The organism is Sulfurimonas sp., from assembly GCF_026988655.1.
Taxonomy (GTDB): domain Bacteria; phylum Campylobacterota; class Campylobacteria; order Campylobacterales; family Sulfurimonadaceae; genus Sulfurimonas.
On record NZ_JALSKT010000058.1, the window covers coordinates 1 to 13,969 of the forward strand.

Below are 13,969 nucleotides of genomic sequence, written 5' to 3' on the forward strand. Positions count from 1 at the left end.
TGGGAGTCAACTCCAGTAGTTGTAGAAGTAGCTGAGTAATTTCTCTTAAAGCCCTTTCTTTTGGGCTTTATCTCTTCCCATACAATCCAAACTTTTTATTCTATATGCAAAGACGGTTCGTCTATATAAAAGCCTTGTGAATAATCTATACCTAAATCTACCACTTTATCCATTACAACACTTGAGTGAACATACTCTGCAATAGTTTTTATACCAAGTTTTTTTGCAAAATCAACAATGGTCTCAACAACAATTAAAGCTGATGGATTAACATCGATATTTTTGATAAGAGAGCCATCTATCTTAATATAGTCTGCTTCCACCTTCGTAAGATATAAAAAATTAGAATACCCGCTACCAAAGTCATCGATAGCAATTTGTGCACCATATCTTCTTACTTCTGAGATAAATCTATCAACTCTTTTAAAGTCTTGAATTGCTTCACTCTCAAGTATTTCAAAAGTTACGCGAGATGATGCCTCGGAGTTTTTTAATTTTTCAATAATGAAATGAAACATTTCACTACTCATAATATCTTCAATAGAGAGGTTTATACTAAATTCATAGTTACTATTTTCAAAAAAATCAAATGATTTATTGATAATGCACTGTGTAACTTTATTGTACACCTTGATTTTTTTCGCTACAGGGATGAAAATCGCTGGAGCAATAATCTTTTCATTTGAATCAACAAGTCTTGCTAAACATTCATATTTGACCACTTTTCCTGTCTTGTTATCTAAAATTGCTTGATAATAAGGCAGCACTTTGGAATTATCTACAGCTTCTTTTACCGTATGAGACATTGTAAGATTACGACTATAATCATCTTCAAAGTGCATTCTATCTTCATATATCCAATACGGAACACCTCTTTGTTTTGCATACATTAGTGCCATAGAAACTTTTGAAAATATATTTGAACTATCTTTTTTTGATGAAGAGCCAAATGTAAAATCTATATAAATTTTTGTTTTTTGATAATAAACTCTAATTTTGCTTATTTTATGATATATCTCTTCGATATACTTTTTCAGCTCATAAAATCCTAGATTTATTTCTGTTGTAATAGCAAACTCTGCACCTGAGAGCCTATAAACTTTGTTATCAGGCAGAGTTTTTTTAAGAAATTTTCCAACACTCTCAAGAACATAATCACCAACGATAAAGCCATAAAAGTTATTTATTGTTTGAAAATTGTCTACTTTAAGTAAAATTAGACCAGGATTTTCAAGATGTTCCAAATCTTTTCGAAGTTGATATAAGTTTGGGAGATTTGTTAAATGATCGGTAAAATATCTTTTAAAAAGTTGTGTTCTATAATCTTCTATACAATGATTTTTATCAGAATTATCAAGATAAAGTTCTTTTAAGACCTCATCACTAATGTTTTCAATGTCATCTAGATCTAAAGAAAAAATATTTACTGAAGTTGTGACTTTATCCTCATGCTTTAAAAGGACTATTTTCGAGTTAGGATATAAATGAAGAAGCTCTTTGTACAAAGTTTGTACTAAAACAGTATTATGAAAATAAGATAATATGTGAATTAATAATTGATCATGTTCTAATTCTTTTATTTTTCTCACAACGCTGGGAACATCTGTTGAAGACTTTAACGTAAAGTTTCTTATTTTTAGTGGGCTACTTTCCATATTTCTCTCAATCCTTTGATTTTCTTATCATAGCATATCTTTTTATAAAGTGTAGTTTAACCACATTTTTATTATACTCATACAATATTTATAAATGGTGGTCACTTTGAAATCGTATCAAAATCTTGTGTTGTTACAAAATCTTTACAAACTAAAAGCAATCGGTTTTGAGTACATCGACCACTTTGATTTGAATCAGATACAAAACTCCAAAAATGATGAAACTTTAGAACAATTAGCACAAAGTGTTACGACTTGTCACCTTTGTGATCTTAGCAAGTCCCGCACCCAAAGTATGAGCGGTTTTGGCAATCCAAACGCAGCTCTATTTATCTTAGACTACAGCATATCACAAGTACAAGACAAGACAAATAGTTACTATGCAGGTCGCTCAGGCGATACACTCAAAAAAATGATAGAAAATGTCATAAAAATTCGTGTCGAAGAAGCATACCTAACACATGCTATCAAATGTAAACCACTACAATCAAACAAACCCTCTCTCTCAGAATGGAACTCTTGTAAAAACTATCTTTATTCACAGATAGATTTTGTCAAACCAAAAGTCATTGTGACACTTGGTGCTGAGGCCTATGCTCATCTTACAGGGGACACTGACAACTTCGAAAATGTCCGAGGGCATGTCATAGACTACAAGGAGTATAAACTCATCCCTATTTATCATCCCCAGTATCTTTTGCGAAACCCTGAGTCTAAAAAAGTAACATTAAATGATTTGAAAACTATCAAAAGTTGCCTTTAAAAAGCAGTTTTATTTATAAGCTCTAATCTGATAAAATACAATTCTAATAAAAGTTACAAAATTAAAAGGTTTAACAATAATGAATGAAAGTAAAAATTTTTTACGTACAATAGTTGAAGAGGACCTAAAATCAGGTAAATGCAAAGAAGTTGTTACAAGATTTCCCCCAGAGCCTAATGGTTTTCCTCACATCGGACACGCTAAATCTATCTTTATAAACTTTGGTATTGCACGTGATTATAATGGACATTGTAATCTCAGAATGGACGATACCAACCCCACTACAGAAGATACAAAATATGTTGAGGCTCTGAAAGATGCTGTAGAGTGGCTTGGGTATGAGTGGGATGGTAATGTACGTTTTACTTCTGATTATTTTTCTAAGATATATGATTATGCTATAGAACTTATAAAAATTGGTAAAGCCTATGTTGATAGTCTCACGGAAGAAGAGATACGAGAGTATCGTGGGACTGTGATCGAGGCAGGTAAACGCAGTAAATATGCCCAGCGTAGTGTCCAAGAGAACTTAGACCTTTTTGAGAGAATGAAAAATGGTGAGTTTCAAGATGGCGAACATGTTCTAAGAGCAAAGATAGATATGAGCGCATCAAATATGAAAATGAGAGATCCTCTTCTATATCGTATCCGACATACTCACCACTTTAGAGCAGGTGATGAGTGGGCTGTTTACCCAATGTATGACTTTGCTCACTGTTTATCTGACTATATAGAAGGTGTTTCACACTCGCTTTGTACACTAGAGTTTGAAAATAACCGTGATATTTACAACTGGGTACTAGAAGAATTAAACCTTGAACCACCACGCCCTTACCAATATGAATTTGCACGACTAGGGATAAACTATACGGTTATGAGTAAAAGAAAGCTTCTCGAATTAGTTGAGGGTGACTTCGTTAAGGGTTGGGATGATCCTCGTTTACCAACCATCGCTGGATATAGACGCAAAGGGTATACACCTGAGTCTATTTTAAACTTTTGTGATCTGGTCGGTGTAGCAAAAGCAAACTCAATGGTTGATGTCTCGCAGCTTGAATTTTGTATCCGAGATGATCTAAATACAAAAGTACCACGCGTAATGTGTGTACTTGACCCACTGAAAGTAACTATAGCAAATTATGATGGTAGCGAAGAGCTTACTGCTTCATACTACCCTGATGATGTTCCAAAAGAGGGAAGCAGAGTTTTACCATTTTCTCGTGAGATATATATTGAACGTGATGACTTTAACGAAAATCCTCCAAAAGGTTACTTTCGTTTGACGCCAACACAATCAGTAAGACTTAAACATGCGTATATCATCTCATGTAAAGAAATCATAAAAGATGCAAATGGCAATATCACAGAGATTATAGCAGAGTACCATCCTACTTCTAAAAGTGGCTCTGACACCAGTGGCATCAAAGTAAAAAGTGCTATCCAATGGGTAAGTGCTAAAGAGGCGAAAAAAGTGGAAGTAAGGCTTTATGACAGACTCTTCTCTTGTGAAGCTCCCCAAGGTGTAGAAGATATTAATCCAGACTCTTTAAAAGTTGTCAAAAATGCTCTTGTTGAACCTGCTGTTATAACAGACAAACCCGATGAAAGATTTCAGTTTGAAAGACAAGGATATTTTTACGCTGATCCTATTGACTACACAGATGAAAAACCAGTATTTAATAAAATAGTAGGACTCAAAGACTCTTGGTCTAAAAAAAGCCAAAAAACCAAGACTACACCAAAACAACAAGTAAAAAAAGAGCAGATCGATGGTGAAGTAGTACCTATGACTGAGACACAAAAAGCACTCTATGACAACTATATTAACGAACTTAAACTCAATAGTGAACTCTCAAATACTCTCGCTCGTGATGAACAACTCTCTGCGTTTTACAAAGAGGCACTCAATGCGTTAGAGAGTCCTGTAAATCTTGCGAATATCATAGCAAATGAAGTAGCAAGAGAACTAAAAGAGCATCAATTAAGTGAGCTAAAGTTCACTCCAAAACAGATCGCTGAACTTGTAAAGATGATCGATGATGCAACTATCTCAAATAAAATTGCTAAACAAATATTTGAAGAGATGACAAAGTCTGGAGAAAATCCAAAAAAAATAGTTGAAGACAAAGGTCTTATACAGATTAGTGATCCGGCAAAAATTTCACCTATTATTGATGAAGTGATTGCGAAAAATCCAGATAATCTTGTTAAGTTTAAAGCGGGTAACACAAAACTCTTAGGTTTCTTTGTAGGGCAAGTACTTAAAGCCACTGGTGGTAAAGCAAATCCTAAAGTGGTAAATGAGCTTGTTTCACTGCGTTTACAATCTGCTGAACTGTAACAAGTATGCAAATACGCTCTCTTTTTTGAGAGCGAAAAAAAGAGTTAAAAATATGCAGCGATAATAGCATAAGAGACAAAAAACATAAGGTGAGAAATCCCCTCAAAGTAGTTTGTATGTCCTTCATCTGTTGTTTTCCAAACGAGTATGATGGTTAAAATAAGCGCACCAATCTCAAGAGGATTAAAGTCAAGTGCCAAAGGAATATTTGTCATAAAGGCAAGGAGCATTAAGACTGGAACAGTTAGTAATATAGAAACAGTGGATGCTCCCATTGCTATATTTACTACCCTTTGTATCTCATCATTTTTTGCAGCTTTTACTGCTGTAACTATCTCTGGAGCTACTGCGATAATTGCGATGATTAGACCTGAAATACCAGCAGAAATTCCATGCTCTTTTGCTAACTTCACTCCATCGCTTGCAAACACTTCTGCACCCAAAGCAATAATAGCAATAAAAACAAAAATAGAAAATATCAGACCAATGTTATTGAACTTATCAAAAACATAATCATCTTCCTCCTCCTCTATATTTTCCATTGCTTTTCTTTTCATTCTAAAGATTCTACTTCTGGCCGTTTGCTTAAAAAAATGTGTATGTGTTTTGGTTTGAAAGATAATAATAACAACATAAAAAACAAATAGCACGAAAGCAATAATTTGTGAGGCTTGAATCACTGTGCTTGCTTGATGCTCTGATGAACCAAGTAAACTAGGAACCAACAAAGCAACTGATGCAACATATAAAATAGTCGTATAAGCATTTGAGGTCTCTTTGTTGTGTTCTTGCTCAGTAAACTTCAAACCACCTAAAAAGACAGCTAAACCAAGTAAAACATTCATATCCACAATCACGGCAGAAATAATACCACCCTTAACCGTGTTGAGTACTTCTGGTGATTCATGCACTTGAAGCAAAATAATATACAGTAAAATAATTTCAACAACAACTGCACTAAATGTAAGCACAAAACTTCCATAAGGCTCTTGCAATCGTTCTGAGAGTATCTCTGCAACCTCAGATACAGTAAGTGACAATGCGCCAATACCTATAGCTGCAAACGCAGTAGATAGTATCTTCTGTCCATGTTCATGAAAATAAAAAGCTGCAATGACAGCAACAATTCCAACAACGATATCCCAATAATCTTCTGCGTAATAAAAAAAACTTTTTTTTGTCATTTTGTGATTATATCCAATTAATCATTTAAGCAAATAGTTTACGAAAAAAGCCACCCTTACCTAGTGCCTTATCTATCATTTTAATATAGCCATCAATACCTAACAACCCTACCTCTGCACGATGAACCATTTTATCTTTTCCAATGACTACCGTAAGAGGTACGCTTCGCACCATAAACTTTTTTGAGAGTTTTGGATTATGCGCTGCGTTTACCTTTGCTATTACTACCTCTTCATCTTTAAAATGTTCAGCTAAATTTGGTAGATAGCTTAAAAGTGTTTGGCACGGTGGACAAGTATCACTAAAGTATATCAAATCAAAAGTATAATCTCATCTAAGTATTGATATAATAAGCTTTATGATTAAAAAAAACACTAAGAGTTTTCTATGAGAAAAATATTTTTATTCCTTATCCCTGCTGTCATTTTTGCCCAAAGCTTTATGATTTCAAATATTCCACTTCCTAAGAGTTACATTCAAGACCTTGACCCTTATGACTGTAGCGAGGAGTGTTTGCAGACCTATCTTGACAACGGTATGATTTTTTCATTTCTAGCCCATGCACATAAAAAACTAGCCGATAAAGAGCTAGATGATGCAAGAGTGATGAATATGTCTGTTTTAAATATTGGCGCTTTCAATACCAACTCCCAGCTTAGTATCGCCCTACTTTTACCATATAAAAAGATAGGAAAGTATGCAGCATCCACAACAAATGCAACTTTTGCCTACCTTATGACACGAAGTAATGCTTTTGAACTTAAAAGCTACAAAGTTGAGAGCGAAAGCCTAGAAGACTTGCAAGCTGCGTTTAGCAAGATAGAAGCAGATGGTTTTGGCTACGTTATCGCTCCACTCACAAAACAAGGTGTGGATAATGTCATCGCACTTGACCCTGAAGCAAATATCTACTTCCCAACAATCAATAAAAATGATGTTAATTCTAGCTCAAGTTACATGACTTTTGGTGGTATCGACTACGAACAACAAAGTAAACTGCTTTTAAAAGAAGCCGTCTCACCACTTGTTATCTTTTCGGATAGGTCAAACACTGGTAAAAAACTCGCACGCTATCAAAAAGAGGAGTTTTTACATCCAACAATAGATGTTAATGAACCTATGACATATGCGGATGAAATAAGTGTTTATGCACCCCAAGAAGATGCCATAAATGAAGAGATGAATATAACTGAACCTAGAAAGGTCATCAACTATTTCATCTCAAAAAGAACAACAAATCTAGAACGTTATCTTAAGGATAATGAAAAGATAGTTGATGGTTCATTTTTTATAAATACCCCTATTATCAAAAGTGGAATGATTATGTCACAGCTTACACTTTATGACACAAATGTGATAAATATTCTCTCAACACAGATAAACTATGATCCCTTATTACTTTCTATGACACAGTATATTGATAGAGAAAAAATGATAGTTGCAAATTCCATCACACTAGAAAACAACAACATTATTGAAAACAATGCACTGCTTGGCAATGACATAAGATATGACTGGATAAACTACACAACAACCGTTGGGATAGATTACTTCTATAACCAAATTACAGGTGGAGAAAGAGAGTATGACGTTGAACTCTCAGACAATCAAATGCTGTATGATGTTGAGCTACTTAGACCAGGGCTCTCAAAATTTTCAAAGTATATTCCAGAGCAACGGGTAAACAAAGAAGAAGAGTTTTAAGCTCTTCTCAAAAGTAAAATAACAAGCATAAAACTCATACCAATTTCACTAAAAAGTACAGAGCTTTCAAAACCATAGTTCTTCCAAATATACCCAACAACAATTGCCCCCAAAGCACTAAAGACTGCTACGCCACCATAAAACACTCCAAATACAAAACCCTTGGATTTGGAATACTGTGAGATATATGCACGAATAGCATTTAGACTTAAAACAGTAAAAAGACCTAAAAATGTAAATGCCAGCCAAATATTTACATTTAACATTGAAATAGAAATAATACCAAAAATAAAAGCAAGTAGCATTACCCTAATAACGCCTATCTTATCACTTAAAACCCCACCATAATAACTCATAAGAGTCTGTACAGCCGTAAGCATCATAACAAGAAGTGGAATTGTTGCTAAAGAAAATCCTTCACTCCTTGCTTTTAAAATAAAAAATTGATCACTCATAATAAAAAATAAAAATCCAAAATAGATGAATAAAATAGGAAATAATTGATAGTCTTCCTTGTTTATAACATTTTTCTCTTTTTTCAATTTTTTTGGTGCATCTTTTACAAGAAATATCACTATTGCAACAGCAATCAACCCAGGAATAATAGTCAACTCAAAGATCAACCTTATAGATTTTTCATCTTGTGCTATAAATAAAAAAAGAACAAAAATCAAAAATGCCCCGCTCAACTCACCAGCAATATCTAACATTTTATGAAAACCAAAAGTTCTACCATGTTCGTTATTTAAAACATAACTACTGATAAGAGAATCTTTCGATGCACTTCGTATGGCTTTACCCATTCGTTCAACACCTTGGAGTAATGCAACACTTATGAAACTATGTGAAAAGCCTAACAATGGTTTAGAAATCGTAGATAATAGGTAACCGACAATCAGAAATGGCTTTACTATTTGATATTTATCACTTAAATATCCAAAAAGAATTCGAAAAGCATAAGATACGAAAGTCGCAATAGCGATAATAATACCAAGCTTATCAACGCCTTCGCTCAAAACATAGACAACAAAAACAGGTAAAAGTGTTTTTACCATATTTGAAGACATATCTGTGAAAAAGCTAACCAAGCCAATGTAAAAGATATTTTTATCTATATTTTTCATTCTTTACTCTTAAAACAATGAGAGAATTTGTTCTCTGTTTGAAGCACTCATCTTCTGAACCCTTCCCTCAAATGAGAGATGAACAAGTAAAATTTCAAGCTCAAAAATCTTTTCTTCTTCTTTATATATCTCTTGACGTAGAGTAAAAGAAGCCGCTTTCATCTCAACAAGAAAGTTCTTAATCTCCAACAAATCCCCTAGCTTAGCACTCTTATAAAAGTCTGCATTTAGCTTACGAGCAACAAAATGACCCTCTTGCAAAACAGGGCTCAAACCTTTTGAAAAAAAGGCCTCACTACGTGACCTTTCACAAAAGTTTAAATAATTTGAATGGTACACAACCCCACCCATATCTGTATCTTCGTAATAGACTCGTATCTTCACGTTATCTCCCTCACCCTCTATTTATTCAATATATAGTTTAAATTATACATTGCTCTGTCTTTAAGTCCACTGCTTTTAAAAAATTTAAGGTGATTGAAAAAGAGGAAGCAAAGAAGATTGCCTCCCTTTGTGAGTCTAGAATGTTTTTAAAATTCTAGTAAGGTTATGACTATCTAAACGGTACAGAGTATGTTGCTGATTTTGTTGTATGGTTTTATATTTTACAGCAAAACCAAAAGAAAGTTTTTTTCCATTTGTATCTTTTGTAGTGATACGCTTATAGTCTGCTAAAGGGATATCTCTCCATAAGCTCATTGTGTTAACCGCATCTGGCGAGAGTTCATTCACAAAGTTTGTATTTTTATCATTATTTATCGTATAAATCTCACTACCATAATAAACACTTACCGACTGTATCTCTATGAAATTTTTCGTTTTATTTTCAAGTGTGATATTTTTTGTCTCCGGATTAAATGCTATCTTAATATTTTCATCTTCATTTTTATATGCAGGATAAATTTCTGTAAAACTTGCTGATGTTATTTTATAAGTTGTTGGAAATTTTTGAATACGACTTTTAATTGTATCTGGAGCTTTGAAAAGCGTATAATATAATATCTTATGTTTTTTCTCAACACTATGTTCACTAGAATCTTTACTTATACTATAAGTAGATATTGTTTTTTGTAAAAGATTTTTATAATCACTAAACACTTTTTTATTTTCTTTTTGAGCCTCTGTTAGTCGTTTTTGCACATCGGTTGCTATCTCTGAAGTAGCTCCTTGAAACTTATCTAGACACTCTTGGTCTGCTTCACAAGGAAAATTTCTATCTACATTTGTTTGATACTCTTTTTTATAATTAACAGACTTTTGTGAAAATTTGTTTGCTTGAACATCTACTAAACTTTTTAGATTTTCATGTTTATAAAAACCGCTTTCATCTTTATAAACTGCCTGTTCTTGTGGTATTTTATAATTTGAGTAAATTGTTTTATATTTAGATAACATTTCATTAAGTTTATCATTTGTTTCATTACTAAATTGTGCTAATGTGGCACTCCCATTTTTTGATTCTTGTAAAAGTGTTGCATATCCATCAATAAGAACTTTTGGGTGAATATTTTCATCTTCTAACCACTCGTTAACACTATCATCAAACTCCTCATAGTCAAATACATGATGATACTCACATAATCCACCACCAAGAATAATATTTAATCCAAGTACAAATGGAGCATAAATTACATTTTTTAAGAATACATCTGTTCCTTTTCTCTTACATTCAACAACTTCAAAAGACGTTTTTGGGTCACTTGGTGTACCCCATAAAATACCATCCATTTTTAAATTACGCACACTCGTATTAAAACCTGTAGGAGAAAGATCATTTAAACGTACGGATAGATTTTGTGGTGTGTTATATATACTTTTTTTGAACTCTTTATCGCTGACACTATATGGAGCAAAAAGTGCTGCTTCTGGCTTATACTCTAAATGTGAAACCTTTCTAGGAAGAGGTTTATTTCCACATCCAGTTATTAACATAACTGAAGAGAGCCCTATAAGCCCAAAATTTAAAACTTTTGATCTAGCACTTTTATTCATTTGTTGTAATCCTCTTGATTATCATATTTTTTCACGTAAGTGAATATGATACTGCTTGAAACTAAGATAAATTTCAAGAAAAACAAGAGAGAATTTTAAATTTTTACTAAAACTCCATAACAACTTCTTTTGATTTTTGAATATAAAGTAGAGCATTTGTAAAGCTATATTGGTCAACCTCTTCTATACCTTCTTTATCATATGCCACTAAGTAGTCAAATCCATCTAATTCAATATTTTTGACCTTTTTCAGATGAATAATATAAAGAAGCAAGTCTGCCAAATCACTTATTGGGATGATTTCTCTAAAGCCTTTGTTAAATTCATTTATATACTCATCGCATATACTCTCACTTGACATAAAAAGTATCCAAAGAATAATTTTGTCTACCTTTTGTGGTGCATTAACGTGTTGTAGAAAACTTTTGTACAAGGCTTCATTTGTAGCTATCTCATCGAGCTGCTCGTTGGCTTGGGCTATTAAAAAGTCAACTCTTTGCTCGCTAAGTTTATCGTTTTTATAATCATTGAGTACTGACTTTGCAATTTGATATGTGTGCATTATTTCTCTTTTTATTGGATTTTTAATTATTACAGAATATTCTAAAATTTCTATTTATAAAATAAAAAGTAGAAAAACATTTTGTTTTCTTTAAAGCTGAAAGATTTAGTTTAAAGCTATAAAAACTAATGGTGGATAAGCTAAAGCTCCGATATATGGAAGGTATTTATCTAGTGGCATTGCAAGCATCATTTTCATCTGTGCATTTATCTCTCTATCTATAAACACCTGCTTCATCATATAAAGTTTTGTAAATATATCCGCAGCTTTTATCGTAAAATAGAGCACGGCATAAAGGTTGTAGTCTGTTATCATCATCAGATAAATTGAAAAATAGAGCGAAGGATGCATGATGAGAAAAAGAAAAATACTCTTTGCATAATACTTATACATTCGAGTAAGCATCCCCATCAAAGTCGAGGCTTTTTGCCACTGCACTTCATAAACCTCAAGTGCAATACAAAGCAAAAGATACAATAACACGATGTTTATTATGTTCATGCTGTATAGTATCTTTTGTCCTCTTAATTATAAATGAATTTTAATGAATTTGAAAGTCATATTTATTAATAATAAACTACATATTTCTAGGATATAATCTTATCACTAAAACGATGAAGAGAAATATATGCCAAACATTGCAGCTTTGCAAGAACAGATAATTTTAGCAAGAAAAGAGATACAACAGCTTAATGATAAGTATCTCATAAATAAAATTTTAGAAAATGTCATCTCTCATGCGACACAAGCGGATGCTACTTCTATCTGGCTTTATAAACAAGAAAAAAATGCATTTGTAAAAGCGCTTGATTATGACACTTCTATCTCTATACATAAAAAAGAGGGACTTTTTTACAAAGCGTATGTTTCAAACGCAGTAGCAATCTACAACAATATAACAAGCGAAAAGGGTTATACTCCTTCTATAGACAATTTTGAAAATTTTGAATTAAAATCAAAGATTTTTTTTCCTCTGAACTTAGATGAGAAATTTCTTGGCATTATTACCCTCTCTCTGAATGAAGATAACAACAAGAAGTTTACTTATAACGATGTAGAGATGCTTCGTGCCATCAAACCTTTTTTACTTGAAAACCTTTTTATAGATAGAAGAGCAAAAAAAAGTAAAGACAGCGGACAAAGACGACGTCAAGATGATGTCATAGAGAACCTAAACACACTCCAAAGCTCACGAGAACTTCCCCAAACATCACAGGCAATGCTTGACTCCATCTCTAACATCGTCCATGACATCCGTACACCGGCAAATGGTCTGTATGGTTTTTTAGAGATACTCCAAGAGCAAGTACAAGATGAAAGATTAAAAATATATATCAAACATGCAAAAGAGAGTGCGCAACTGATAAATGAGCTTACAACTTCTATCCTTGATGGTGTTTCAACGAAAAAAGAGCCAAACACTTCTGAGACAAAAAGCATAAATAGCATCAAATTTTTCTCCGATGTTGCAGAAATATTTTCGGCAAATATGTTCAAAAAAAATATACAATACAATATTTTTATAGATCCTTTTTTACCAAAAGAGATAGTTCTTGACTCGATGAAGATAAAAAGAGTCATAATGAACCTCATAGGAAATGCAAGTAAATTTACGCCACAAAATGGCTCTATAGAGTTTTCTGTACGATACAAACAAAAAGAGAAAAAACTACATATTTTTGTAAAAGATAGCGGTATAGGCATAGCTAAAGAGAAACAGAGTGAAATATTTGAAGCTTTTAAACAAGCTGAAGATACGACAAAAGAGCTGTATGGAGGGACAGGACTTGGTCTTTCTATCTGTGCCGCCTATGTCAAAGAGCTTGGTGGAAAGCTCCTGCTTGAGAGCCAACTCAACAAAGGGAGTACCTTTTACTTTAGCCTGCCAATGGAGATAAAAGACTATGCGATTCAGTTTAAAACATTAAAGGATCAAAAAACTGTTCTAAGTATCCTTATGAACAAAGAAAACAGTTTTGTAGCCAACCACATAGCACGTTACTTTGTAAAAATGGGGATTGATGTTGATAAACTCCATTCAGTTGCAAGTGTCAAACTCATTCCACCTGAGACAACACACCTCATCACTTTTGAGAAAAAATTAACACACGAAGTTTTTAGCTTTATTAAGATAAAAAAGCTCAAACATCTCGTTGTAGAAGAGAATTTTTTGTCTCTAAAGAGTTCACACATTCAAGGTGCTCAAATCATTTCACAGTATACAAGTTATTCAGAAGCACTCTACTCCTTTGTTAATGAAGAGAAAATTCCAAAAATTCTTATTGTTGAAGATGATCCTATAAGTATCTCACTTTTAAAAACAATGCTTGATGATGAGTACTGCGATATAGATACCGTAATTGATGGAGAAGAAGGATTGTCCTGTCTACACAGAGCTTTAGCAAAAGAGCATCCCTACTCTATCGTTTACAGTGATGAAAACATGCCTAAACTCTCAGGAAGCCAGATGATACAAAAATACAAAAAGCTTGAAGAAGAGAAAAACATAAGAAAAACAAAATTTGCTTATATCTCAGGTGATGAGTGTCAAGATAAGCATAAACAACTCTTTGATTATTGTCTGAACAAACCTTTTAAAAAGAGTGAAGTCGTCTCAATCTTTACAGAGCAAACGCAGTAGTT

Annotated in this window: 12 protein-coding genes; 4 read left to right on the forward strand and 8 right to left on the reverse strand. The window is 33.1% G+C overall.

The genetic code is table 11. The features are described 5' to 3' along the window. Positions 1-95 precede the first annotated feature (95 nt). Positions 96-1,655, reverse strand: a complete 1,560-nt coding sequence (locus tag MV052_RS06145) for an EAL domain-containing protein (protein ID WP_297441995.1) — start codon at positions 1,653-1,655, stop codon at positions 96-98. A 97-nt stretch (positions 1,656-1,752) separates the two neighbouring features. On the opposite strand from MV052_RS06145, the gene MV052_RS06150 reads away from it, so the two are divergent. Together MV052_RS06150 and MV052_RS06155 are read left to right on the forward strand one after the other, a co-directional pair. Next, entirely contained in the window at positions 1,753-2,418 is a 666-nt protein-coding gene (locus MV052_RS06150; RefSeq protein WP_297442072.1) for a uracil-DNA glycosylase, read from the forward strand. 79 nt (positions 2,419-2,497) lie between these two features. Further along, positions 2,498-4,759 carry a glutamine--tRNA ligase/YqeY domain fusion protein gene (locus MV052_RS06155; protein WP_297441997.1) on the forward strand — a complete coding sequence of 754 codons (2,262 nt, stop codon included), beginning with the start codon at positions 2,498-2,500 and terminating at the stop codon, positions 4,757-4,759. A gap of 44 nt (positions 4,760-4,803) precedes the next feature. Here MV052_RS06155 and MV052_RS06160 read toward each other — a convergent pair whose 3' ends face one another. Both MV052_RS06160 and MV052_RS06165 read right to left on the reverse strand, forming a co-directional pair. Then, complete coding sequence (locus MV052_RS06160) at positions 4,804-5,943, reverse strand: sodium:proton exchanger (RefSeq protein ID WP_297441999.1); 1,140 nt, start codon at positions 5,941-5,943, stop codon at positions 4,804-4,806. Positions 5,944-5,968: 25 nt separating this feature from the next. Next, positions 5,969-6,259 (reverse strand): thioredoxin family protein, encoded by a 291-nt coding sequence (locus MV052_RS06165; protein ID WP_297442001.1) that lies wholly within the window; start codon positions 6,257-6,259, stop codon positions 5,969-5,971. 72 nt (positions 6,260-6,331) lie between these two features. On the opposite strand from MV052_RS06165, the gene MV052_RS06170 reads away from it, so the two are divergent. After that, positions 6,332-7,648 carry a hypothetical protein gene (locus MV052_RS06170; RefSeq protein WP_297442003.1) on the forward strand — a complete coding sequence of 439 codons (1,317 nt, stop codon included), beginning with the start codon at positions 6,332-6,334 and terminating at the stop codon, positions 7,646-7,648. On the opposite strand, the gene MV052_RS06175 is transcribed toward MV052_RS06170, so the two are convergent. The 5 genes from MV052_RS06175 to MV052_RS06195 form a co-directional block, all read right to left on the reverse strand. Beyond that, entirely contained in the window at positions 7,645-8,772 is a 1,128-nt protein-coding gene (locus MV052_RS06175) for an MFS transporter (protein ID WP_297442005.1), read from the reverse strand. The two genes, MV052_RS06170 and MV052_RS06175, sit on opposite strands and share 4 nt — an antisense overlap. 9 nt (positions 8,773-8,781) lie before the next feature. After that, positions 8,782-9,156, reverse strand: a complete 375-nt coding sequence (locus MV052_RS06180) for a YbgC/FadM family acyl-CoA thioesterase (protein WP_297442007.1) — start codon at positions 9,154-9,156, stop codon at positions 8,782-8,784. Positions 9,157-9,291: 135 nt separating this feature from the next. Then, positions 9,292-10,764 (reverse strand): hypothetical protein, encoded by a 1,473-nt coding sequence (locus MV052_RS06185; protein ID WP_297442009.1) that lies wholly within the window; start codon positions 10,762-10,764, stop codon positions 9,292-9,294. Between the two features lie 106 nt (positions 10,765-10,870). Continuing rightward, positions 10,871-11,326, reverse strand: coding sequence for a hypothetical protein (locus MV052_RS06190; RefSeq protein ID WP_297442011.1), 456 nt, complete (start codon positions 11,324-11,326; stop codon positions 10,871-10,873). Positions 11,327-11,431: 105 nt separating this feature from the next. Continuing rightward, entirely contained in the window at positions 11,432-11,827 is a 396-nt protein-coding gene (locus MV052_RS06195) for a hypothetical protein (protein ID WP_297442013.1), read from the reverse strand. Between the two features lie 127 nt (positions 11,828-11,954). On the opposite strand from MV052_RS06195, the gene MV052_RS06200 reads away from it, so the two are divergent. Then, entirely contained in the window at positions 11,955-13,967 is a 2,013-nt protein-coding gene (locus tag MV052_RS06200) for an ATP-binding protein (RefSeq protein ID WP_297442015.1), read from the forward strand. The last annotated feature ends 2 nt before the right edge of the window (positions 13,968-13,969 follow it).